Origin of the sequence: Haloarcula salina, from assembly GCF_010119195.1 — an archaeon.
GTDB classification, from domain to species: domain Archaea; phylum Halobacteriota; class Halobacteria; order Halobacteriales; family Haloarculaceae; genus Haloarcula; species Haloarcula salina.
The window spans coordinates 411,028-433,951 of the sequence record NZ_WRXL01000001.1 but is presented as its reverse complement, the minus strand read 5'-3'; the positions used below and the strand labels follow the sequence as shown (position 1 = coordinate 433,951).

Below are 22,924 nucleotides of genomic sequence, written 5' to 3'. Positions count from 1 at the left end.
CGCGGTCGAGCGGCTACTTTCGCGTGTAGGTCGCGATCAGTTCCGGGGTTATCTCGTCGAACACGACGACCCGGCCGCCGTACTCGTCACCGAACGAGTCCGCGTCGGCCCGAGCGGAGAACGGGACGAGTGCCGGACCCATACCGCCCGAGACGCGACTTTCCATGACGTAGTGCATCTGTGTCGCGTCGCCGAACGTGTCCGGGGCCGTCGGGGACGGCAGCGTCGGGTCCCCCTCTGTCGAGAGCGTGTAGTCCACGGTCGAGTAGTCGGTCACGTAGATCGCGGTCGCTTCCCACCCCTCTCGCTCGTGCTCGAAATAGTAGGGAAACAGTCCGAACGCGAGTGTGTGGAACCACGCCGGGTTCTCGCGTCCGTCGGGGCTGTTGTTCCGATAAAATATCTGTCCGTTCGGGCCGCCGTGCAGCCCGATCACCATTCCGCCTTCGTCGTCGGCCTTGCTACCGGAGAGGTCCACCGGCGTCGGTCGCTGTTGCGCTGCCTGTCCCGCGGGCGCTCCCAGACAGCCAGTCAGGCCAGCAGCGCCGAGCAACGACCCCGCGGTTCTGAGTGCGGTTCGACGGTTCACAAACAAGCTCTCGTTCGGCGAACGAAATCGCGTTTGGTACGGCTCTCGAAACTCTCGTCGAACGGACCGCCTGTCCTCCGATTCGGGCGGAGACTCGGCATCCGAGCCGTGTTGGTCGACCTGTGGGTTCGGAGCACGCCAACCGTCGTCCGACGCCCTCGAACAGGACATTAATGTACCGTCCCCCAGACCTGCCGGCATGGTCGATGGAATAGCGGCAGGGCCGTGGTCAGTGGTCCCGGCGCTGGTGGCGATCAGTCTCGCCTGGTACACGCGGGACGCCCTCATCGGGCTGTTCGTCGGCATCGTCGTCACGGGCGTCATCGTCGGCGCGTTGCACCCGCAGGCCGTCGGGGTCCCGTCGGACCTCGTCACTGCCGGCGGCGAGGTGGCGACCGTCCAGCCGCAAGCCGAGGACGCGGAGCCGTGGACCGTCGGCGTCGGCGGCGTCGCGCTGGGCGCGCTGTTCGGACTGAAAGTCGTCCCGGAGATCATCGCCACCGCGCCGCTGTTCGGGGAGTGGTACGTCAAGAACGTCCTGCTGGCCATCTTCGCCATCGGCGGCATGATCGGGCTGATGATCCGCGCCGGCGCGATACAGGGCGTCCTCGAAGTGCTGGCTGAGCGGGCCGACTCGGCGGAAGACGCCGAGAAGGCCGCGTTCCTCGCGGGCATCGCCATCCACATCGACGACTACTTCAACTGCCTCGTGGTCGGCTCGATGATGCGCCCGCTGACCGACCGGTTCGACGTCTCGCGGGCCAAGCTGGCCTACTACGTCGACTCCGCCGGCTCGCCGGCCGCCCGCCTCGCCTTCTACTCCACGTGGGGCGCGGCGATGGTCGGCTTCATCGGCGGCGGCCTCGTCCAGGCCCAGCGACAGGGGTCGCTCCCGTCGGGCATGTCGAACTTCGTGAACACCGGCGGCGAGCAGGTGACCGCCGCGACGGGGGCCGTCTGGCCGCTGTTCTTCAACACGCTGTTCACCGGATTCTACTCCTGGATCGCGCTCGCGCTCGCCGGGCTCGTCGCCTGGCAGGTCGTGCCGAACCTCTACGAGATGGGCGTCGAGGAGACCCGCGCCCGCGAGACGGGCAAGGTGGTCGGCGACGACGCCGACCCGATGATCTCCGAAGAGATGGACGAGTACGAGGTCTCCGAGACCGCGACGCCGGACTGGCGGAACTTCGCCTGGCCCATCCTGACGATGATCGTCGTCGGCCTCGGCGCGATGTTCTGGCGGGCCAGCCCCGTCGTCTACGTGGAGGGCAAGCAGGGGATGGGTGAGACGCTGCTTCAGGTCGGCGGCTGGCAGCTCGTCGCACCGCCGAGCGGCCCGTGGGCGTTCAACATCGGCGGCGTCCAGCTCGGCCTCGCCTCGTTCTCGGCGCTGGCCGTCGCCTTCCTGTTGTACCGCTGGAAGGGCGACATCCCGTCGAACGACGACGCCACCGACGCGATGATGGTCGGCTTCAAGGGCATCCTGCTGGCCGCCGTCATCCTCATGTTCGCCAGCTCCATCCAGAACGCGGTGTCGATACTGGGCATCTCCTCGTTCGTGACGAACGTCTTCGGCGGCGTGCCCGCCTTCGTCGTCCCGGTCGGCGTCTTCCTCGTCACCTCGGCCGTCAGCTTCTCGGACGGCTCCTCGTGGTCGACCTACGGCATCATGTTCCCCATCGCCATCCCGCTGGCGTTCTCGACGGGCGCGAACCTCCCGCTCGTCCTCGGCGCGGTGTTCAGCGGCGGCATCTTCGGCGACCACACCTCGCCCATCAGCGACACGACGGTGTTGGCGTCTTCGACGAGCGGAAGCGACCACATGGTCCACGTCAGGAGTCAGGCCCCCTACGCCCTCATCACGGCGGGGCTCGCCGCCGCGCTGTTCCTCGTGTTCGGGCTGGTGCTCCCCGAGGGATTCCGGATCATCCCGTACTGACGGGCGGTCTCGTCTCGCGCTCGATCTCGTCTCAGAACAGCCCGTGTTCCTCGGCAACGGTCTCGTACAGCTCCTCGTAGCGTCCGCGAACGGCCTCGTGGTCGTACTCGGCGACCGACTCGTCGACGGTCCAGCGGTCGTAGGCCGCCGACTCGGCGATCTTGTCGGCGATCTCCTGGGGGTTCGTCACGCGGTAGGCGCGGTCGCGCTGTTCGACGAGTTCGTGGGCGCTGGAGTCGGCCTGGTACTCGACGACGCCGATACAGCCACACGCCATCGCCCAGAGGAGGTCCGTCGCGAAGCACTCGCGGAACGCCGTCTGGACGAAGACGTGCGCGCCCTTGTAGATCGAGACGCGCCGCTCGAGGTCGCAGGCACCGACGAAGGTCACGCGGTCGTCGATGCGGAGGTCGGCGGCCTCCTGCTCGTAGTACTCGCGCTCGGGGCCGTCGCCGACGACGGTCGCCGACCAGTCGCGCTGGCGGAGTTCGGCGAGGCCGAGCAGCAGCGACTCGACGTTGGCGCTGCCGTCGAGGCGGTGGGCGTAGGCCACGTCGATCTCGTCGTCGGGGTCGACCTCGCGGACGAGGTCCATGTCGACGCTCTGGGGGAGGACTGTCGTCTGGTCGGCCGACGCGCCCCGCTCGCGGACGCGCGTGCGGACGAGTTCCGACGGCGTGACGATCCGCTCGGGCGAACGAAGCGAGAGCGAGGCCGGCACGCTCTCGGGCACGTCGTCGTCGCCGTACCACTCGGTGACCAGCGGCGCTCGGGCGAGCGTCGCGCCGGCGCTGGCCGCGAGGACGACGGACGGCGGCGTCGGGAGGGCGTGGACCACGTCGGGCCGGTACCGCGCCAGGATGAACGGCAGGCGCGCACAGAAGGAGGGGACGGTCGGCGAGACGGTGACGGCGCGGTACGTGACGTCGTCGGGCGCGAACTCGTCGTCGAACCCGTCCCACCACTGCGAGCAGAAGACGGTCACGTCGTGGCCGGCGTCGGCGAGTTCGGCCGCGACCCGTTCCAGTCGCCGCCGGCCCTCGGTGTCCCGGTAGTGGCTCGTCCTCATGGCGACGACCGCGACACGCATACAGGGGCGACGGTATGCCCGCTCAAAAATCCACCCGTTTGCCGCAAAGGGTTTTGGCCGCTCCCGCCCTGCCTCCGGTGTGAACGCGTACGACCTCTCTCGCTACCTCTCTGTCCGCAGCGCCTACGGCAGTTCGCTCGCGCCGGACGGGACGCTCGCCTTCCTGATGGACACCACCGGCGTCGCCCAGGTCTGGACGCTCGACGACCCGCGGGGCTGGCCGGAGCAACGGACCTTCTACGACGAGCCGGTGAGCTTCGTCGACTACTCGCCCGAGCGCGCCGAATTAGTGTTCGGCATGGACGAGGGCGGCAACGAGCGGATGCAACTGTACCGGCTGGACGCCGACGGACGTATCCACGACCTGACGGCCCGACCCGAGGCCAAGCACCGCTGGGGCGGCTGGTCGCCCGACGGAGCGCGCTTCGCCTTCGCCTCGAACCGACGGGAGCGGGCCGTCTTCGACGTGTACGTGCAAGACCGCGACGCGACCGGCGACGCAGCCGACCTCGTCTGGGAGGGCGACGGCTGGCTCTCGGTCGGCGGCTGGTCGCCCGACGGCGCGAAGCTGCTCGTCAGCGAGGCCCACTCCAGTTTCGATCAGGACCTCTACGTCCTCGACCTGGCGACCGAGGCGCTGACCCACCTCACGCCACACGAGGGGCGCGTCCGCTACACCAGCGCGTCGTGGGGGCCGGACGGCGAGGGCGTCTACTGCGTCACCGACGCCGAGAGCGACACGCTCTCGCTGGCGCGCCTCTCGCTCGACGGCGACCTCGAAATCGTCCGCTCGGACCCCGAGTGGAACATCGACGGCGTCGCGCTGGACCGCGACAGCGCCCGCCTGGTGTACTCGCGCAACGTCGAGGGCTACAACGACCTCACCGTCGGCGAACTGACGGGGCCGACGACTATCGAGGAGTTCCCGACGCCGGACCTGCCGGGCGGCCTCGCCGGCGGCGTCTCGTGGGGCCCGGACGCCGAGCGCTTCGCGGTCAGCGTCACCGGCCGGACCGAGAACACGAACGCCTTCGTGGTCGAGACGGAGACGGGCGAGAGCGAGCGCTGGACGGAGGCGTCGACGGCCGGCATCCCGCGGGAGACGTTCGTCGAACCCGAGGTCGTCCGCTTCGAGTCGTTCGACGGGCGATCGATTCCGGCGCTGTTCTCGCTGCCCGAGGGGGCCGGCGACGGCGACACGCCGGTCGTCGTCGACATCCACGGCGGCCCGGAGAGCCAGCGCCGGCCCTCCTTCTCGGGACTGACGCAGTACTTCCTCTCGCGGGGCTACGCGGTCTTCGAGCCGAACGTCCGCGGGTCGACGGGCTACGGCAAGGCCTACACTCACCTCGACGACGTGGAGAAGCGGATGGACTCGGTGCGAGACGTGCGCGCGGGCGTCGAGTGGCTCCACGACCACCCCGCGGTGGACCCCGACCGGGTCGTCGCGATGGGCGGCTCCTACGGCGGCTTCATGGTGCTCGCGGCGCTGACGGAGTACCCCGACCTCTGGGCGGCGGGCGTCGACGTGGTCGGCATCGCGAACTTCGTGACGTTCCTGGAGAACACGGGCGACTGGCGGCGCGAACTGCGCGAGGCCGAGTACGGGTCGCTCGCCGAGGACCGCGAGTTCCTCGAGTCGATCTCTCCCATCAACAACGTCGATCGCATCGCGGCCCCGCTGTTCGTCCTCCACGGCGCGAACGACCCGCGCGTGCCGGTCGGCGAGGCCGAGCAGATCGCCGAGCGGGCCGCCGAGCAGGGCGTCCCCGTCGAGAAGCTCGTCTTCGACGACGAGGGCCACGGCATCAGCAAGCGCGAGAACCGCATCGAAGCCTACACCGCCGTCGTCGACTTCCTCGACGCCCACGTCTGAGCGGGCTCGTGGTTCCGGTGTCTCTGCCGCAAACGGTTTCAGCGCGTGAGAACGTTGGCTCGGGTTTATGCCCGTCGGGCCACAGGTGAGACGCATGGACGTAGCCGAGCGCTCGCGGGCGCGGGTACAGGAACGGCTCGCCCGCCTCGAACAGGAGTTCGGCTCGACCGCGGTGGACCAGACGACCTTCTCCGTGGGGGAGGGGGCGTATCGGAACGCTGTCGAGCACTCGCGCGAGGGGCGGGTAGATGTACACGCTTTCGTGCACAACGAGTCGGGGGACGTACTGCTCAGCGAGGACGACGGCTCGTGGACGATTCCCCAGGGCCAGACCGAGGACGCGGAGCGGCCGGCCCACGCCGCAGAGCGGGTCGTCAGCGACGCGGCGGGCGTCGAGTGTACGATCCGCGACGCCGTGCGAGCGACGATCTGCGGCGTCCGCAACGGCGACGACGGCGACGCGGAGACGGTCTATCGGCTCAGCGTCGTCTTCGACGCTGAAATCGACAGCGACGCGCTCGACGGGAGCGACGCCGACACCGAGACTACGGGTGCGGCCGCGGCGTCCGACGCCGCCATCCGGTGGGACGAGGCCGAGGGCGCGGCCGTCGCGGAGTTCGTCTAGATCACGCCGGTGACCGACGCGGCCTCGATGGCGGCCTCCTCGCTCACGCCGTCTCCGAGAATCGTGTAGCGGTCGCGGATCCGGTGGGCCGTCGTCAGCGCCTCGATCACCGTCTCGTCGTCGATGCCGAGCCCCGCGGCCGTCGTCGGCGCGCCGATGGCCGACAGGGCGTCTCGCACGTCTCGCCACTTGCCCTTCGGGCCGCTGTGGAGGTACTCGGTCATGATCGAGCCGACGCCGACCTGGTGGCCGTGGAGCGCGCCGTCGGGGACGAGCCGGTCGAGCTGGTGCGAAAAGAGGTGTTCCGCGCCGCTGGCGGGCCGCGAGGACCCGGCGATGGACATGGCGACGCCCGAGGAGACGAGCGCCTTCACGACGATCCAGGCGGACTCCTCGAGGCCCTTCTTGATCGAGTCGGCGCTGTCGACCAGCATCTCGGCGGTCATCCGCGCGAGCGCCCCGGCGTACTCGGAATAGGGGATGTTCTTCAGCCGGTGAGCGAGTTCGTAGTCGCGGACGGCGGTGTAGTTCGAGATGATGTCCGCACAGCCCGCGGTCGTCAGCCGCCAGGGGGCCTCCGCGAGCACCTCGGTGTCGGCGACGACGGCAAGCGGCGGCTCCGCGGCCACGCTGTGTCGCGTGTCGCCTTCCGGGACCGACCCGCGGCCGGAGACGATGCCGTCGTGACTGGCCGCCGTCGGAACCGAGACGAAGCCCAGTCCCAGGTCGTCGGCCGCCATCTTCGTGATGTCGATGGCCTTCCCGCCGCCGACGCCGAGGAGGAATCCCGCGTCGCTCTCCTCGGCGTACTCGATGACCCGCTGGACGGCGTCGAAGCTGGCCTCTTCGATGACGATCTGGTCGGGATCGTAGCCGGCGTCTTCGAACTGTGCGACGACGCGACTGCCGGCCACCTGGTGAGGGGTCGGGCTGGAGACGACCAGCGGCCGCCCGGTGAGGTGGAGTTCGCTCACGGCCTCGATGGTCTGATCGAGGACGCCGTGGCCCACCACGACGTTGCGCGGCAGGCGGATCCACGTTGTTTTCTCGAACATATCAGTGAGTCTCCGGCCGCGCGTGAAAACAGTTTAGGTGCGGTGACAGCGCGACCTCGTAACGTGTTCCGGCGGCGTCGGCTGGACTGACGGGCGACAGCGGGGACCCGAAAAACGGCGAGAGGCTGGGGCCGGAGGGTGCGGACTACACCAAGTCGACGGTCTGCCCGTCGCCGGACACCGTCACGTCGAGGTTGGACGCCCGCGTGACCGTCTCGTCAGTGGGGTAGATGTCGGCGGCGTTGAACTTGACGATGTCTTTGACCGGTTTCCACTGGTCGTCGACCCACAGCGAGACGTTGTTGTCGCCGACCCAGTCGTTCTGTTCGATGTTCTCCGTCGCGACGATATCGAGGTCTTCCCAGTCTGCGGTGTACTTTCCGCTCCCGCCGTCGGCTTCGACGACGAGTTTGTACTCCCAGTCCTGGGCCGCCGCGGACCCGACGACGGCCCCCGCGCCACCGAGGGCGGCACAGAGGGCACTTCCCTTCTTCAGGACGGTGCGTCTTCCGATGACGAGTTCCTTCGTCATGCGACCGACAAGATTGGATGATGACATTTATATCTATGTGTCAGATCGTACTTTTTCCGGTATCTGTGTCACCTTCGATGCCGTAATATCTCAGCTGTAAGGTGATGGTGGCCAGTCATGGGTGCCTGATATAGATAGCCTTACAGATAATGAATCTGAGGTGTATCGTTGATGATGTTCTGACTGATAGTTTCTGAGGGCGTCGCGCGCGCCACGTCGGGATGCGACAGCTGCCTGGCAGCGACTCCCGGTCAGTTCGGGTGACGGAACAAATGTGCTAGCAACGATTCCACACTTCTTTTCCACAAATAATTATTAATAACCGAGTTTGTGTCTGTCTGTCATGTCTGATGACCACACGGTATCCGACGACGGCTTGCGGACGTATCGACGGACGTTCCTGAAAGCGACCGGCGCGGCCACGGCGACGGTAGCCGCCGGGGCAGGTCTCGGGACGGCCGCGGCCCAGGGCGACGTGGACGCGCTCCTCTCGGAGTTGACGCTGGAACAGAAGGCGGGCCAGATGACACAGGTCGCCATCAGCTCCTTCGAACCGGAGCCGGAGGAGTCGAACGTCCCCGACAGCTTCGGCGTCGACACCGTCGGCGAGTACTTCAGCGAACTGGGCGTCGGCTCGATTCTCTCGGGAGGCGCGGCACCGCCCAGTTTCGACGCCGACAGTGTCGTCCAGGGGATCAACGCCTTACAGCAGTACAACCTCGACAACACCGAACACGCCATCCCGTTCCTGTACGGCGTCGACGCGACGCACGGCAACGGCCTGCTGGAGGGCGCGACGGTGTTCCCCCAGCGGCTGAACATGGGCGCGACGCGTGACCTGGACCTCGTCGAGGAGGCCGAGCGCCACACCAGCGACGCGACGGCGTCGATGGGGGCTCACTGGACGTTCGCGCCGACCACCGACCTCCAGCGGGACCCTCGCTGGGGGCGGTTCTTCGAGGGCATCAGCGAGGACCCCAAGCTGGAGGGCGACTTCTCGCGAGCGCGGGCGCGAGGGCTGGAAGACGACGACCGGCTGGCGGCCTGCGTCAAACACTTCGCGGCGTACTCGATCCCGAACAACGGCAACGACCGCGCGCCGGCCTCGACCTCGCTTCGCGACCTCCGGACGAACATCCTGCCGCCGTACCGCGAGGCCCTGGAAGCCGAACCCGGTACGGTGATGGTCAACAGCGGCGCGATCAACGGCGTCCCGGCCCACGCCTCCGAGTGGCTGCTGACGACGCTCCTCCGGGAGACGTACGGCTTCGAGGGACTGGTCGTCTCCGACTGGGACGACCTGAACCGGATGCTCACGAACCACGACTACGCGCCTGACTTCCGGACGGCGACGAAGCTGGCGATCAACGCCGGCGTCGACATGTACATGATCGGCAACGGCGGCAGCGCGCCCGGGCCGGTGCAGTTTATCGACACCGTAGTCAGTCTCGTCGAAGACGGCGAGATCCCGATGGAACGCATCGACGAGGCCGTCCGCCGCGTGCTCGAACTGAAGGTCGACCTGGGGCTGTTCGAGTCACCGACGGTAGACGAGGGCCGCATCGGGAACGTGCTGGGCGGCGCACAGGACGCCTCCGAGACCATGGCCAAGGAGTCGCTGGTGTTGCTGAAAAACGCCGAGGAGACGCTCCCGCTCTCGGGCGACGAGAACGTCCTCCTGACCGGGCCGGGCGTCGACGGCGACGGCAACAACACGCGGGCGCTGATGCAACACGGCGGCTGGACGCTCGGCTGGCAGGGCGCGAGCGCCGGCGGGCCGTACCCGCGACAGAACCTGCTCGTCGACGAACTCCAGTCCCGCGTCGGCAGCCTCACGCACGTCCCGACCACGTACGAAAACACCACCTGGTACGCCGGCCAGGGCGACGGCGAGAACCAGCAGAGCGACGAGAACGGCAACTTCGACTTCACCGACGAACAGCGCTCGCAGGTCGAGTCCGCCGCCCCGGACGCCGACGCCGTCGTCGTCGTCCTCGGCGAAGGGACGCACAACGAGGGCTTCGGCGACCGCGACGAACTGGTGCTGGACGAGGCCCAGCAGGACCTCCTCGCGACGGTCACGGAGGCGGCCGACGACGCGACGCCCATCGTCGGCGTGTTCCTCGCCGGGTCGCCGCGGGGCTCGCCCGACACCTTCGACCAGCTCGACGCCGCCCTGTTCGCCGGCCAGCCCGGCAGCGACGGCGGCGTCGCCATCGCGGATACCCTCGTCGGAAACTACAATCCGTCGGGCAAGCTCGCCTTCAGCTGGCCGGACAACGTCGGGACGACGCCGGTCCAGTACAACCGCTACGAGCCGACCTCCACGGGCGGGACCGACAACACGGCGCTGTTCGAGTTCGGCCACGGCCTGTCCTACACGTCCTTCGAGTACGGCTCCGTCTCGGTCACCCCGCCGACCGTCGGGAACCCGGCGAACAAGTCCGAGGTGACCGTCAGCGTCGAGGTGACGAACGCCGGCGACCGGGCGGGCGAGCACGTCGTCGAGGTGTTCAACACCCAGTCCTACGGGTCGGTGCTCCAGCCCCGGCGGCGACTGCTCGGCTACGAGCGCGTGGCACTCGACGCCGGCGAGACGACGACGGTCGACGTGACCGCGGACCTGACCGCCCTGGAGGTCGTGCCCGGAAACGTCCTCGCGCTGGCACCCAAGGCCGTCGAGGCCGCTGAATACGAACTCACCGTCGGCCAGGACGGCCCGACGGCCACGCTCACCGTCAAGAACACCGCCAGCATCACCGATCCCGATCCGGTCCCCGGCCGCGAGACCGACGCGGGCGACGGGCCGGGCCGCAGCGACGAAGCCGCTGATGGGAACCAGGGCAACGGTGGCGGGAACGACGAGCGCCGCGACCCGACGATGGACGACGTCGTCGACCTGCTGGACGAGGTCAGGCGAACGTCCTGACGGGCGGTCGCTGTCTGCCCTGACGAACTATTATATACTTCCGGTGACACCACCTGTGGTAGCATGGCCGGCGGCGGCCTGGACCGCCGTCAGGCCGACTACCCATGTCCGACACGACACAGCAGTCCGCGGAACCCGTTCGCGACGCCCTCACGCAGTACGGACTCTCCGAGAAGGAGGCCGAGACGTACCTCGCGGTGGTCGAGCGGGGGCCGGCGACGGCGAGCACCGTCGCGCGCGCCGCCGGCGTCTCCAAGAGCTACGTCTACGACATCTGCGACGGTCTGGCCGCCGACGGCTTCGTCACCGTCGACGACCACCGGACGCCGACGGTCGTTCGCGCCGCCCCACCCTCGGAGGCCTTCGGCGAACTGAAACGGGAACTCGACACGCTGGAAACCGCGGTCGAAGCCCGGTACAACGCCGGCGACGAGGGCGACGACACGTTCGAGGTCGTCAAGTCCCGACCGACCATCGTCAAGCGCCTGGAGCGCCACATCGACGCCGCCGAGAGCGAGGTCGTCCTCCAACTGCCGGCCAGTCGAGTGCCCGACATCCGGGACAGCCTCCGTCGCGCGCGTCGGCGCGGCGTCCTCGTCTTGCTGTCCCTCTCCGATTACGACCCCGCGTCCGCGCCGGCTCTCGACGGGATCGCGAACGTCGTCCGCATCGGTCTCGACGGCGCACCTTCGATGCTCGCCACGGACCAGCGGCGCGGCCTCGTCTCCCCGGCGTCGACGCTCGGCTGGGACCACGACGAGACGCGGGCGATCACCTTCACGCAGGAGGCGGTCGCGTCCGTCCTCGTGGGTTCCTACCTGGGCAACTACTGGCCGATCGGCGAGGAGGCCCTGGTGTCGCGCCCGCCGGCGCTCCCGGTCAGCTACGACATGTTCCGTCACGTCGTGCTCACGGCGACGCTCTTGGGGCGGACCGGCGAGCGGTTCGTCGCCGAACTGTACGCGCGGCCCACGGGCTCGGACCGCTCGTTCGAGATGCTGACCGGCGAGGTGGTCTCGGTCCGGCAGAACCTCGTCGAACCGGGCGACAGCGACTTCGGGTTCGAGAACTCGCTGGTCGTCGACACCGGCCAGGAGCGCCTCTCCGTCGGCGGGTACGGGGCCTTCCTCGAAGATTACGAGGTCAAGCACACGACGCTTCGCTCGCCGTGACTCGGGGCCCTCGACCGGAGTGTCTCACTCCGTGACGCGCTCGATGACCGCCGTCTCGGTGTCGCGGTCCGGGCCGTACTTCCGTCCGGTACGGCCGTTCTCACGGTGCTCGGTGACGGTCCGCTGGAGCCCGACCCGGTGAGGCGTCGAGGACCAGCCCAGCGACCGGAGCTTCTCGACGCTGAGGACGTGGGGCGTGGCGCGGTACATCGGGAAGTCCTGGGGCTCCAGTCCCTCGCGAGCGAGGTCGCGCGCCGTCGCGCCGATCTGCTCGACGCCGGTCTCGCAGGTCTCGGCGAGCAGGTCGACCCACTGGGTGAGCATCGGCGCGTGCTCGTCCCCGACGTTGTACGCCTCGCCGGCCTCGCCGCGCTCGGCGACGATCCGGAGTGCGGTCGCGACGTCCTCGACGTACGCCATCTGCCAGAGGCTGAGGCCGTCGCTGGGGACGACGATCCGGTCTCGCACGGCGACTCGGTCCACCCAGTAGGCGAAGCGCTCGGTGTAGTCGTGGGGCCCGTAGACCACGGTGGGCCGGACGCTCATCGCGCGGACGCCGTCCTCGGCCGCGGCGAACACCTCCCGGTCGCCCTCGGCCTTGCGCGGGCCGTAGGTCGCCGCGCTGTCCGTTGTGGCCTGCTCGTCGTCGCACGGTTCCAGCGCGGTCTGGCCCTCCCGTTTCGGCACCCGCTCTTCGCCGTAGGCCGCGCCGCTGGAGACGTAGACGTAGGCGTCCGCGTCGGCGAACACGTCCGTCGCCGTCGCCACGTCCTCGGGGAAGTACGCGACGCAGTCGACGACGGCGTCGGGATCGATCCGCTCGCGGGCGGTTTCGAGTGCGTCCCGGTCGCGCCGGTCGCCGGTCACGTGCTCGACCCCGTCGCCGAAGGGGTTCTCGCGGCGGCCGCGGTTGAGCATCGCCACGTCGTAGCCGGCCTCGCGGAACTCGGTGACGGCGTGTCGTCCGATGAATCTGGTGCCGCCGATGACGAGGGCGCTGTCCATACCGACGCCTGGAGCGGCAGCGACAAAAAACGGGCCGACGGGGGCGACCGCGCGTCCGGTCAGTCGTCGACGGAGGCCACGAAGTCGGCCTCGGTCGCGTCGGCGCTCGGCGCGGCCTTCGCCGGCGGTTCGTTGCGCACGTCGTCGCGGTCGCGGTCGGCGATGACCTCGGCGTAGGCGTCGGGCATCACCTTCGTGAAGTTCGCCAGTTCGGCGTCCCAGTCATCGAGGAGTTCCGCCGCGCGGTCGGAGTCGGTGTAGGCGGCGTGGTTCTCGACGAGGCGGGTGATCATCTGGCGGTCTTTGCCCTCGAGCGAGTCGTCGAGCGACACCATGCCGGTGTTGCACTTCGACGCGAACTCGCCGTCGGGGTCGTAGACGTAGGCGACGCCGCCGGACATCCCGGCCGCGAAGTTCTTGCCGGTCTCGCCCAGCACGACGATAGCGCCGCCGGTCATGTACTCACAGCCGTGGTCGCCGACGCCCTCGACGACGCCCTTGACGCCGGAGTTGCGGACGGCGAAGCGCTCGCCGGCCATGCCGTTGACGTAGGCCTCGCCCTGGGTCGCGCCGTACAGCGCGACGTTGCCGATGACGATGTTCTCCGTCGGGTCGAACGGGGCGTTGTCCGGCGTGTTCAGGATCAGCTTCCCGCCCGACAGGCCCTTGCCGACGTAGTCGTTGGCCGTCCCGGTCAGTTCCATCGTCACGCCTTCCGCGAGGAACGCGCCGAAGGACTGGCCGGCCGTGCCGTCGAAGTCGACGCGGATGGTGTCGTCGGCGAGGCCGTCGCCGCCGTGGGCGCGGGAGATGCGGTTCGAGAGCGTCGCCCCGACCGCCCGGTCGACGTTGTCGATCTCGGCGTCGATGGCGATCGGTTCGCCGCCGTCTATCGCGCCCTCGGCCGCGTCGATGAGGTCCCAGTCGAGCTGTTCGTCGACCTCGTGGGTCTGCTCGCGCTGCTTGTAGCGGCCGTCGTTGTCGGCCGGCTCCGCGATGACCGACGAGAGGTCGAGCTTCTGGGCCTTGGGCTGGCTCACGTCGTCGCGCTGTCGCAGGACGCTCGGACGGCCGATCATCTCGTCGATGGTCTCGAAGCCGATCTCCGCCATGATTTCCCGGAGCTCCTGGGCCACGAACGTCATGTAGTTGATGACGTGCTGTGGCTCGCCGGGGAAGCGCTCGCGGAGGTTCTCGTTCTGGGTGGCGATGCCGACCGGGCAGGTGTTCTCGTGACACTGCCGGGCCATCACGCAGCCGGAGGTGACCATCGAGGCGGTCCCGAAGGTGTACCCCTCGGCACCGAGCAGCGCGGCGACGGCCACGTCGCGGCCGGTCTTCATGCCGCCGTCGGTCGTGACCTTGATGCGCGAGCGCAGGCCGGTGGCCCGGAGCATCTGGTTGGCCTCCGAGACGCCCAGTTCCCAGGGGAGGCCGGCGTTCTTGATGGAGGTCTTCGGCGACGCGCCGGTCCCGCCGTCGTGGCCCGAGATGTGGACCACGTCGGCGTTGGCCTTGGCGACGCCGGCCGCGATGGTCCCGATGCCGTCCTCGGCGACCAGCTTGACGTTGATGTCGGCCTCCGGGTTCGAGGCCTTGAGGTCGTGAATGAGCTGTTTCAGGTCCTCGATGGAGTAGATGTCGTGCAGCGGCGGCGGGGAGATGAGGCCGACGCCCGGCGTCGCGTACCGGACGTGCGCGATCATCTCGTTGACCTTCTTGCCGGGAAGGTGCCCGCCCTCGCCGGGCTTGGAGCCCTGGGCCATCTTGATCTGCAGTTCGTCGGCCGAGGAGAGGTACTCGGACGTGACGCCGAAGCGGCCGGATGCGACCTGCTTGGTCGTACACTCCTTCTCCGTGCCGAAGCGCTCGGGCGGTTCGCCGCCCTCGCCGGTGTTGGCGTTCGCGCCGAGACGGTTCATCGCGATGGCGTTGTTCTCGTGCATCTCGGGCGAGAGGGACCCGAGCGACATCGCGGCCGTCTCGAAGCGCTCGACGATGTCCTCGACCGACTCCACGTCCTCGACCGGGATGGACTCGCGGTCGGAGTCGAACTCGAGCAGACCCCGAAGCGTCTGGAGCTGCTCGTTCTGGTCGTTGATGAGTTCGGCGAACTCCTTGTAGGTCTCGTAGTCGCCCATGCGGACGGCCTGCTGGATCTTGCCGACCGTGTTGGGGTTCCACTGGTGGTGGATGCCGTTCGAGCGGAACTCGAACTCGCCCTGGCGTTGCATCTCCGGCTCCTCCTCCTCGCTCCAGGCCACGTCGTGGCGCTGGTGGAGGTCCTCCTCGATCTCCTCGATGCCGATGCCCTCGGTGCGGCAGGTCGTGCCCTCGAAGTACTCGGCGATGAAGTCAGAGGAGAGGCCGACGGCCTCGAAGATCTGTGCGCCCTGGTAGCTCTCGACGGTCGAGATGCCCATCTTGGCCATCGTCTTCAGCAGGCCGTCCTCGACGGCGGTGATGTAGGCGTCGATGGCCTCCTCGAGGTCCGCGCCGTCGGGCCCGGCCACGAGGTCCTCGATGGTCTGGTAGGCGAGGTAGGGGTTGACCGCGCCCGCACCGTAGCCGACCAGCGTCGCGAAGTGGTGGACGGCCCGCGGGTCGCCGGACTCGACGACGAGCCCGACGTGGTTTCGCAGGCCGTTGCGGACGAGGTGGTGGTGGATGCCGCCGACCGCGAGCAGCGACGGGATGGGGACCCGGTCGCCGCCCGCCGCGCGGTCCGAGAGCACGATGATGTCGTGTTCTCTCGCGGCCGCGTCGGCCTCGGCGCGCACGTCCTCGACGGCCGCTTCGAGGTCGCCGCCCTTCTCGTAGGTGATGTCGACGACCTTCGTGGACATGCCGTTCGCGTCGAGGTCCTTGATGCTCGCCGTCTCCTCGTCGGTCAGAATCGGCGAGTCGAGGACGAGCTGGCGCGCGTGGTCCTGGGACTCGTCGAGGAGGTTCCGCTGGAAGCCCAGCCGCGACTCGAGCGAGGTGACCAGTTCCTCGCGGATGTAGTCCAGCGGCGGGTTCGTCACCTGCGCGAACAGCTGCTTGAAGTAGGTGAACAGCGGGCGGTTGAACTGCGAGAGCACCGACAGCGGCGTGTCGTCGCCCATGGAGCCGACCGGGTCCTTGCCCTTCTCGGCCATCGGCTCGATGAGGTGGTCGACCTCGTCGTAGGTGTAGCCGTACATCGCCTGCTGGCTGCGGAGCGCCGACGTGCCCTCGCGGGGCATGGTGTCCTCGCGGTCGGCCACGTCGTCGATGTCGACCTGTTCCTCGTCGACCCACTCGCCGTACTTCTCGTCGGCGATGTCCTCGAACACTTCCTCATCGGGGATGACGCGGCCCTCTTCGGGGTCAGCGAGGAAGCACTGTCCCGGCTGGAGACGGCCGCGCTCGCGGATCTCGCTGGCGTCGTGGTCGAGCGCGCCGGCCTCCGAGGACATCACGAGCGTGTTGTTTTCGAGCACGTCGTAGCGACAGGGGCGCAGGCCGTTGCGGTCGAGGACCGCGCCGATCCGCTCCCCGTCGGTCGCGGCGACGAGCGCCGGCCCGTCCCACGGCTCGACGAGCGAGGCGTGGTAGTCGTAGAAGTCGCGCCGGTCGCCGGTCACGTCGTTCATCTCGCCGCGCCACGCCTCGGGGATGAGCATCCGGAGCGCGTGCGGGAGGTCCCGACCGCCCTGCAGCAGGAGTTCGAGCGCGTTGTCGACGCTCGCGGTGTCGGACTGCTCCGGGTCGTCGATGATCGGCTTGATCTTCTCTAAGTCGCCCTCGAACTCGTCGCTGTCGATGTCCGTCTCGCGGGCGCGCATCCAGTTGATGTTGCCCTGGATGGTGTTGAACTCGCCGTTGTGGATGATGCGGCGGTACGGGTGCGCGAGGTGCCACGCCCCGAGCGTGTTCGTCGAGAAGCGGGCGTGGACCATCGCGAACGTCGACCGCATCCGCTCGTCCGTCAGATCCGGGTAGTAGTCTTCGAGCTGTTCTGCCTTGAGGAGGCCCTTGTAGACGACGACGTCGGTCGCGAGGGAGACGACGTAGAAGCGCTCGTGGCCCGCCGGCGTCTCGTCCTCGACGGTGTTCTCGAGGACGCGCCGGCCGATGTACAGCTGATTCTCGAAGGCTTCGCCCGTCTTGCCGTCGGCGGAGGTGACGAAGAACTGGACGATGTCCGGCTCGGACTCGAGCGCCGTCTCGCCGAGGTCGCTGTTGTCCGTGGGCACGTCGCGCCACTCGAGCACGTCGAGACCCTCGCCGGCGAGTTCCGTCTCCACGAGGTCCTTCAGCCCGGCCGCGACCTCGTCGTCTTTCGGGAGAAAGAGCGTTCCGACGGCGTACTCGCCGGCGGGCGGAAGCTCGGTATCCAGTTCGTCGTCGAAGAATCCGTGGGGAATCTGCAGCATGATCCCCGCGCCGTCGCCCGTGTTCTGTTCGGCTCCCGTCGTCCCTCGGTGTTCGAGGTTGTCGAGGAGTTCGAGTCCGTCCGATACGACCCAGTGGTCGCTGTCGCCGTCGAGGTCCATGACGACCCCGACGCCGCAGTTCGACCGCTCGTCGGCGGGATCTACGAGCCCGGCCTCGCCCGCAGACATCCCTGTGTCTGTCTGTCGCTCAACCATGTGTCCGGGGACTAGGCGTGCCCCTATAAGAGGGTACTCCTAATGGTATTAGTGTTGTTTAACCCCACATTAAGCCATATATATTCCTAACGATTATTTAGTGTGATTCGGGGTTTATCCGTGTGGTCCCGCCGGCTAGCGATTCCGGGCGGTCACGCGAGCGTCGGCGGGGATCTGACCTCGAGTCCCGACACGTAGGCCGTGAGATCGGTGGTCGTCAGCATCCCGACGAGTCCCTCGGTTTCGTCGACGACCGGGAGGTGGTGTACGCCGTGTTCGAGCATCAGGTCCGCCGCCTCGACGATCGAATCGTTGACCGTCACCGTGACGGGGTCGCTCGACATGTGCGTCGCGACGGCGACCTCCGCGCTGGCCCCGTCCCGGGCCGCGATTTGCACGAAGTCAGTCGAGGTCAGGATCCCCTCGAGGTCGCCGTCGTCGTCGACGACCGCGACCGAACTGATGTTCTCCTGAAGCATCAGGCGCGCCGCTTCGTTCGCGTCGGTCTCCGCGTCGACACTCGACACCGGGGCGGACATGAGTCGTCCGACAAACACGTCGTCCATGCCATTAGTTAACACACTACGGCATAAAGTCGTACCGGTCCCGGAGATACCGTCCGCGCCGTCGACACGGAACATACTAGGTAATAATACATCGGAAACTTACACTTCCTGTCGATATCTCCGCCTGTACGGGCGTGGGTCACTGAAACGGCGTTCGAGCGCGGGCACCGACCGCCCTGAAATACCTGTTCCCACGACGGCATTTGTTCGCCGGTTGCCGTTTGTATGACTGCAGTCTGACGCCGATTTATATACGTAGGGGCATGACTGGTCACCGGGGGCACGGAGAAAACGTCACACGCTCCCCGACCCCATCCTTCCTTCGCGCGGACGGTAGCTATCTGTACGAGGCGCTCGTAGCTGAATTAAACCATGAGTGCTCTGGGTCGACGTGTCGCGATCGCCTGTCAGGGCGGCGGGAGTCACACCGCGTTCACGGCCGGCGCGCTGAAGCGACTGCTCCCCGCCGTCGACGCCGACTACGATCTCGTCGGACTGAGCGGGACCTCCGGCGGGGCGCTCTGTGCGGTCACCGCGTGGTACGGCCTGCTCAGCAACGGCCCAGATCGCGCGGCGGCCCTGCTGGACGAGGTCTGGTGCGACGTGGCCGCGACCGACCCAGGCGAGTTCCTGCTCAACGAGTCGCTCGTCTGGCGCTCGCGCCTCCGACAGCTCATGGTCCCCGTCCCGGACGTCTCGCCGTACGCGGTGCCGGGCAACGCGGGCCACGACTGGTACCTCGACCTGCTCGACCGCCACATCGACTTCGACGAGTTCGACGCGCTCGCGGCCGAGGCCCCGCCACACGTGACCGTCGGCGCGGTGGACCTCAACAGCGGCGAGTTCGAGACCTTCACGGACGACGCTGTCACCCCCGAAACGGTGCTCGCCTCTGCCGCGCACCCGCTGCTATACGAGGCCGTCGAGATGAACGGCCACTGGCACTGGGACGGCCTGTACTCGCAGAATCCGCCGGTCAAGGAGTTCCTGGCCAGCGAGCGGCCCAAGCCCGACGAACTCTGGGTCGTCCAGATCGAGCCACAGACCTACGACGGCGTCCCCACCTCGCTGGGGGAGATCACCGACCGCCGGCAGGAACTGGCCGGCAACATCTCCCTGAATCAGGAACTCGACTTCATCGAGACGGTCAACGAGTGGGTTGACAGGGGATATCTCCCGGACGAGTACAAACACGTCGAGATCCGCCGCCTCCACCTCACCAGAGACGACACCCCCTCCTCGAAACTGGACCGCGACCCGCGGTTCATCGAGGACCTGCTCGAACGGGGCGAACGGGCGGCCGAGGACTTCCTGGACCGAGTTGCCTGAGCGCCGCTGGCTACGCTCGCGGAACTCGCGCACCGCTCGTCGCAAAACGTCGGCGAAAACTGCGGCCCCTCGCTTCGCTCGGGGCCGTTCAGTAGCTCTTGGCGAAGTACGCTGTCTCGGTCCGACCTTTTACTTCCTCGGGTGCGCTCGCGGAACTCGCGCACCGCTCGTCGCAAAACGTCGGCGAAAACTGCGGCCCCTCGCTTCGCTCGGGGCCGTTCAGTAGCTCTTGGCGAAGTACGCCGTCTCTTCTGCGTCCTCGCCGCAGATGGCGCAGTCGTCGTGGATCGGCTCCTCGTCGCGGTCGAGCGGGACCATCACGATCTCGGCGGCGATGGCCTCCTTGATGGGCTCCTCGCAGTCCTCGTCGCCGCACCACCCTGCCTTGACGTAGCCGCCGTGCTGACCGATGGTGCCGAGGATCTCCTCGCGGGACTCGGCCTCGCGGATCTCGCCCTCCAGCGTCTCCTCGGCCTCGGCGTAGAGCTTCGCGTGGACGGTGTCGAGGTGCTCTTCGACCGTCTCGGCGATGTCCTCGCGGTCGACGGTCGCGTTCTCGCCGTCGGGGCGGTGGACGAGCGTCGCCTCGCCGTCGTCGACCTCGTGGGGACCGATCTCGACGCGGAGCGGGACGCCGTGGAGCTCGTGTTCGTTGTACTTGAAGCCGGGATTGCGGTGCTCGCGGTCGTCCAGTTCGACGCGGACGCCGGCCTCGTCGAGTTCGGCGGCGAGGTCCGCGGCGTACTCGACGACCTCGTCCTTGTTGTCCTCCTGCCAGATGGGGACGACGACGACCTGGTCGGGCGCGAGCGCGGGCGGGAGCACGAGGCCCTGGTCGTCGGAGTGGGTCATGATGAGCGCGCCCATCGCGCGCCAGGACAGCCCCCACGACGTGGTGTGCGCCAGCGTGTCCTCCTCGTCGGCGTCGGCGTAGGTGATGTCGAACGCCTCGGCGAAGGAGGTCCCGAGGTAGTGCGACGTGGCGGCCTGCACGGTCTTACCGTCGGGCATCAGCGTCTCGACGGTGGTCGTCGTGTGCGCGCCGGGGAACTTGTCGTGGGGCGGCTTGCGCCCCTTCAGCGGCGGCATCGCCATGACTTCCTCGTAGAGGCGAGCGTACTGGTCCAGTCGCGTCATCGTCTCCTCCCACGCACCGTCTTCGTCGGCGTGGGCGGTGTGGCCCTCCTGCCAGAGGAACTCCTTGGTGCGGAAGAACGGCTTGGTCTCGGTGGCCTCCCACCGAACGACCGAACACCACTGGTTCAGCTGCATCGGGAGGTCGCGGTGCGAGCGGATCCAGTCGGCCATGAAGGGCGCGATGATCGACTCGCTTGTGGGCCGGACGGCCAGCGGCTCTTCGAGTTCTTCGTGGCCGCCCTTGGTCACCCACGCGACTTCCGGGTCGAACCCCTCGACGATGTCCTTCTCCCGTTCGAGGTAGCTCTCGGGGATGAACATCGGGAAGTAGGCGTTCGTGACGCCGGTGTCCTTGAACCAGCCGTCGAGGTTGTCCTGGATTCGCTCCCAGATGGCGTAGCCGCGCGGTCGCGTGACGATGAACCCGCCCATCGGGGCGTAGTCGGCGAGGCCGGCCTTCTGGACGACCTCGGCGTACCACTCGCCGGGTGAATGCTCCTTGCTCTCGGTGATGCCGAGTTCCTGCTCGCCGCTCATTAGGTGAGTCGTGGCCCACGGCGCTAATAAACTCCCCGAAGGGTGGCCGCGGCGACCGGTGTCGGCGGTTCGATCGTCCCGCAGGCACGCCGGCGACGCCGGCGTCGTCACCATCACCGGCGTCCGCGACGGAGCGAGGCGCGCGGCTCTGTGTACTACAGTGTAGAACAACGTATACTCTCCTCGGCTGATTCTCCGGTCAGTCTCAAGCCCCGATGGTGGTCAGCGAGGCCACGGAATCCGCGATGCGTCGCTCCATCCCGGTTCCGGCGAAGGTCGGTGCGGGGTTGGCGTCGACCGCGTAGTACTCGTCGTCGCCCTGGATGAAGTCCACGCCGAGCGCCCGCGCGTCGAACCGGTCCAGCAGTTCGCGGACGCGGGCGGCGAGCGTCACCTCGACGGTCTCCTCGGCGACGACCGCCTTCGGGCCGGTGAGCTTCGAGCGGACCCGGAGCGCGCGGAGGTGGGTTTCGCGGCCGTCGTTGACCGCGTAGTACTTGTACTCGACCGGCTCTGCCCGGATCCGCTCCTGGTAGAAGTCGCCCTCGACCCCCATCGTTGGCACGCCGCCCCAGCTGTAGCGGGTCCTGGCGACGTACTCGCAGTCGGGCTTCTCGAACCAGACCGCCGGGACCCGACAGCCCACGCGCTCCAGCCCGTGTAAGGCGACCAGCCGGCAGGACAGCGCCGTCGTCGCGAAGAAGCCGTTCCACGTCTCGACGCCGGTCCGGTCGGCGTAGTGGAGCGCCCGGAAAGACTCGGGGCGGATTTTCTCGTTGACGAGCGCCGTCAGGTCGTCGATGTCGGCTTCGGGAATCGGGTCGCCGGGGCGGAAGAATCGGACGTCGAACCCCCGCGCGGAGAGGCGCTCCGCGACGTCGCTGAACACCGGATGGCCCGGCTCGCAGATGAAGCCGATGCGGTCCATACCGCCACATCTCAGCGGTCCGATAAAAAAGTCGTGCCGGACCGAACGACTGAGGCACGTCGAGGTCGTAGCCCGACCATGATCCGGCCCGCCCACGTCGGGGGACACCTCGGCGGGTTCCACGCCGACATTGCCGCCGTCCTCCTCGTCTCGACGCTGGCCGGGGCGGCGCTCTGTGGCCTCGCGGTGGTCGCGTATCGCCGACGCCGATCGCGCTCGTATCTGCTCGTCGTCGTCGCGCTCGCGGCGCTGCTCGCCCGCCCGCTCGTCGCCCTGGGGTCGAGCGCGGCGATGGTCTCCGCCGAGACGCACCACCTGATCGAACACGCGCTCGACACCGTCTTCGTCGCGCTGGTCCTCGCGGCGGTGTACTACACGCGGTCGGTCGAGAAACGGCTCGACGAGGGTGAACTGTGAGCGAGACCAGAGCCCGCATCCGCGAGCACATCGACGCCAACCCCGGCGTCCACTTCCGAGAACTGACCCGCGCGCTCGACCTCGCGACGGGGCAGGTGCAGTACCACCTCGACCGCCTGGACGGCGTCCGCCGCGAGGCGGTCAACGGCCGCACGCACTACTACGGCGCGTCGTACGACCCCTGGGAGCGCCGCACCATCGCCTTCCTGCGCCGCGAGACCGCCCGGGACGTGCTGATCGCGCTCCTCGAACGAGAGACGGCACAGCCCGGTGCGGTCGCGGACGGCCTCGGTATCGCTCGCAGCACGCTCGAACATCACCTCGACGGCCTCGTCGACAGCGGCGTCGTCGAGAAGCGCCGCGACGGCGGCGCGGTGACGCTGGCGCTCCGTCGACCAGCGGCGACGGCCGCCCTCCTCCGGCGGGTCGAACCCTCGACTCCCGAGCGGCTGTCTGACCGCTTCGAACGGCTGCTCGACGGCTTGCTAGAGAGCTAACGCGGCTCATCGGCGAGTGGGCCACGAGTACGCTTTTCGAGCGCTGTACCACAACCGCATAAGAGGGGATAGTCCCTAGGGCGGG

General features: G+C 68.2%; 17 protein-coding genes. 8 read left to right on the top strand and 9 right to left on the bottom strand.

Annotation, left to right across the window (positions count from 1 at the left end; translation table 11 throughout):
- Positions 1-13: 13 nt before the first annotated feature.
- Complete coding sequence (locus GM656_RS02300) at positions 14-589, bottom strand: nitrous oxide reductase accessory protein NosL (RefSeq protein ID WP_206673690.1); 576 nt, start codon at positions 587-589, stop codon at positions 14-16.
- A 199-nt stretch (positions 590-788) separates the two neighbouring features.
- Between GM656_RS02300 and GM656_RS02295 the strand changes: the two genes are divergently transcribed.
- Positions 789-2,528 carry a Na+/H+ antiporter NhaC family protein gene (locus tag GM656_RS02295; RefSeq protein ID WP_162412030.1) on the top strand — a complete coding sequence of 580 codons (1,740 nt, stop codon included), beginning with the start codon at positions 789-791 and terminating at the stop codon, positions 2,526-2,528.
- 31 nt (positions 2,529-2,559) lie between these two features.
- On the opposite strand, the gene GM656_RS02290 is transcribed toward GM656_RS02295, so the two are convergent.
- Positions 2,560-3,618 (bottom strand): glycosyltransferase family 4 protein, encoded by a 1,059-nt coding sequence (locus GM656_RS02290; RefSeq protein ID WP_162412029.1) that lies wholly within the window; start codon positions 3,616-3,618, stop codon positions 2,560-2,562.
- A 79-nt stretch (positions 3,619-3,697) separates the two neighbouring features.
- On the opposite strand from GM656_RS02290, the gene GM656_RS02285 reads away from it, so the two are divergent.
- Positions 3,698-5,494: a S9 family peptidase gene (locus GM656_RS02285; protein WP_162412028.1), complete on the top strand. Its 1,797-nt coding sequence runs from the start codon at positions 3,698-3,700 to the stop codon at positions 5,492-5,494.
- Positions 5,495-5,588: 94 nt separating this feature from the next.
- Complete coding sequence (locus tag GM656_RS02280) at positions 5,589-6,119, top strand: NUDIX domain-containing protein (protein WP_162412027.1); 531 nt, start codon at positions 5,589-5,591, stop codon at positions 6,117-6,119.
- Here GM656_RS02280 and GM656_RS02275 read toward each other — a convergent pair.
- Both GM656_RS02275 and GM656_RS02270 read right to left on the bottom strand, forming a co-directional pair.
- On the bottom strand, positions 6,116-7,174 hold the full coding sequence (locus GM656_RS02275) for an NAD(P)-dependent glycerol-1-phosphate dehydrogenase (RefSeq protein WP_162412026.1): 1,059 nt from the start codon (positions 7,172-7,174) through the stop codon (positions 6,116-6,118). The genes GM656_RS02280 and GM656_RS02275 overlap by 4 nt on opposite strands.
- A gap of 145 nt (positions 7,175-7,319) precedes the next feature.
- The gene (locus GM656_RS02270; RefSeq protein WP_162412025.1) at positions 7,320-7,706 is read right to left on the bottom strand and encodes a hypothetical protein; all 387 of its coding nucleotides are present in this window, start codon (positions 7,704-7,706) and stop codon (positions 7,320-7,322) included.
- A gap of 343 nt (positions 7,707-8,049) precedes the next feature.
- Between GM656_RS02270 and GM656_RS02265 the strand changes: the two genes are divergently transcribed.
- The gene (locus GM656_RS02265) at positions 8,050-10,635 is read left to right on the top strand and encodes a beta-glucosidase family protein (RefSeq protein WP_162412024.1); all 2,586 of its coding nucleotides are present in this window, start codon (positions 8,050-8,052) and stop codon (positions 10,633-10,635) included.
- Between the two features lie 104 nt (positions 10,636-10,739).
- Complete coding sequence (locus GM656_RS02260; RefSeq protein WP_162412023.1) at positions 10,740-11,807, top strand: TrmB family transcriptional regulator; 1,068 nt, start codon at positions 10,740-10,742, stop codon at positions 11,805-11,807.
- 24 nt (positions 11,808-11,831) lie between these two features.
- Here the strand turns inward: GM656_RS02260 and GM656_RS02255 are convergent, their stop codons facing one another.
- The 3 genes from GM656_RS02255 to GM656_RS02245 form a co-directional block, all read right to left on the bottom strand.
- A complete protein-coding gene (locus tag GM656_RS02255) occupies positions 11,832-12,812 on the bottom strand; it encodes an NAD-dependent epimerase/dehydratase family protein (RefSeq protein ID WP_162412022.1) in 981 nt (326 codons plus the stop codon).
- A gap of 59 nt (positions 12,813-12,871) precedes the next feature.
- The gene (gene gltB, locus GM656_RS02250; RefSeq protein WP_162412021.1) at positions 12,872-17,428 is read right to left on the bottom strand and encodes a glutamate synthase large subunit; all 4,557 of its coding nucleotides are present in this window, start codon (positions 17,426-17,428) and stop codon (positions 12,872-12,874) included.
- 152 nt (positions 17,429-17,580) lie between these two features.
- Entirely contained in the window at positions 17,581-17,994 is a 414-nt protein-coding gene (locus GM656_RS02245; protein ID WP_162412020.1) for a CBS domain-containing protein, read from the bottom strand.
- Positions 17,995-18,366: 372 nt separating this feature from the next.
- Here GM656_RS02245 and GM656_RS02240 point away from each other — a divergent pair, with 372 nt between their 5' ends.
- Positions 18,367-19,323: a patatin-like phospholipase family protein gene (locus GM656_RS02240; protein ID WP_162412019.1), complete on the top strand. Its 957-nt coding sequence runs from the start codon at positions 18,367-18,369 to the stop codon at positions 19,321-19,323.
- Between the two features lie 219 nt (positions 19,324-19,542).
- Here the strand turns inward: GM656_RS02240 and proS are convergent, their stop codons facing one another.
- Both proS and GM656_RS02230 read right to left on the bottom strand, forming a co-directional pair.
- Positions 19,543-20,997, bottom strand: coding sequence for a proline--tRNA ligase (gene proS, locus GM656_RS02235; RefSeq protein WP_162412018.1), 1,455 nt, complete (start codon positions 20,995-20,997; stop codon positions 19,543-19,545).
- A gap of 205 nt (positions 20,998-21,202) precedes the next feature.
- Positions 21,203-21,925 carry an ATP-grasp domain-containing protein gene (locus GM656_RS02230; protein WP_162412017.1) on the bottom strand — a complete coding sequence of 241 codons (723 nt, stop codon included), beginning with the start codon at positions 21,923-21,925 and terminating at the stop codon, positions 21,203-21,205.
- 78 nt (positions 21,926-22,003) lie between these two features.
- Here GM656_RS02230 and GM656_RS02225 point away from each other — a divergent pair, with 78 nt between their 5' ends.
- Positions 22,004-22,342, top strand: a complete 339-nt coding sequence (locus GM656_RS02225; protein WP_254282005.1) for a DUF7471 family protein — start codon at positions 22,004-22,006, stop codon at positions 22,340-22,342.
- Positions 22,339-22,839, top strand: a complete 501-nt coding sequence (locus tag GM656_RS02220; protein WP_162412016.1) for a winged helix-turn-helix transcriptional regulator — start codon at positions 22,339-22,341, stop codon at positions 22,837-22,839. The genes GM656_RS02225 and GM656_RS02220 overlap by 4 nt, the downstream gene beginning before the upstream one ends.
- Positions 22,840-22,924 lie beyond the last annotated feature (85 nt).

Bases quoted from the DNA above. Each gene is read 5' to 3' on its own strand.
- GM656_RS02270 (WP_162412025.1), bottom strand. From the start codon at position 7,706: ATGACGAAGGAACTCGTCATCGGAAGACGCACCGTCCTGAAGAAGGGA.
- GM656_RS02240 (WP_162412019.1), top strand. From the start codon at position 18,367: ATGAGTGCTCTGGGTCGACGTGTCGCGATCGCCTGTCAGGGCGGCGGG.
- GM656_RS02225 (WP_254282005.1), top strand. From the start codon at position 22,004: ATGATCCGGCCCGCCCACGTCGGGGGACACCTCGGCGGGTTCCACGCC.
- GM656_RS02255 (WP_162412022.1), bottom strand. From the start codon at position 12,812: ATGGACAGCGCCCTCGTCATCGGCGGCACCAGATTCATCGGACGACAC.
- GM656_RS02295 (WP_162412030.1), top strand. From the start codon at position 789: ATGGTCGATGGAATAGCGGCAGGGCCGTGGTCAGTGGTCCCGGCGCTG.
- GM656_RS02290 (WP_162412029.1), bottom strand. From the start codon at position 3,618: ATGCGTGTCGCGGTCGTCGCCATGAGGACGAGCCACTACCGGGACACC.
- GM656_RS02275 (WP_162412026.1), bottom strand. From the start codon at position 7,174: ATGTTCGAGAAAACAACGTGGATCCGCCTGCCGCGCAACGTCGTGGTG.
- GM656_RS02230 (WP_162412017.1), bottom strand. From the start codon at position 21,925: ATGGACCGCATCGGCTTCATCTGCGAGCCGGGCCATCCGGTGTTCAGC.
- proS (WP_162412018.1), bottom strand. From the start codon at position 20,997: ATGAGCGGCGAGCAGGAACTCGGCATCACCGAGAGCAAGGAGCATTCA.
- gltB (WP_162412021.1), bottom strand. From the start codon at position 17,428: ATGGTTGAGCGACAGACAGACACAGGGATGTCTGCGGGCGAGGCCGGG.
- GM656_RS02245 (WP_162412020.1), bottom strand. From the start codon at position 17,994: ATGGACGACGTGTTTGTCGGACGACTCATGTCCGCCCCGGTGTCGAGT.
- GM656_RS02280 (WP_162412027.1), top strand. From the start codon at position 5,589: ATGGACGTAGCCGAGCGCTCGCGGGCGCGGGTACAGGAACGGCTCGCC.
- GM656_RS02265 (WP_162412024.1), top strand. From the start codon at position 8,050: ATGTCTGATGACCACACGGTATCCGACGACGGCTTGCGGACGTATCGA.
- GM656_RS02260 (WP_162412023.1), top strand. From the start codon at position 10,740: ATGTCCGACACGACACAGCAGTCCGCGGAACCCGTTCGCGACGCCCTC.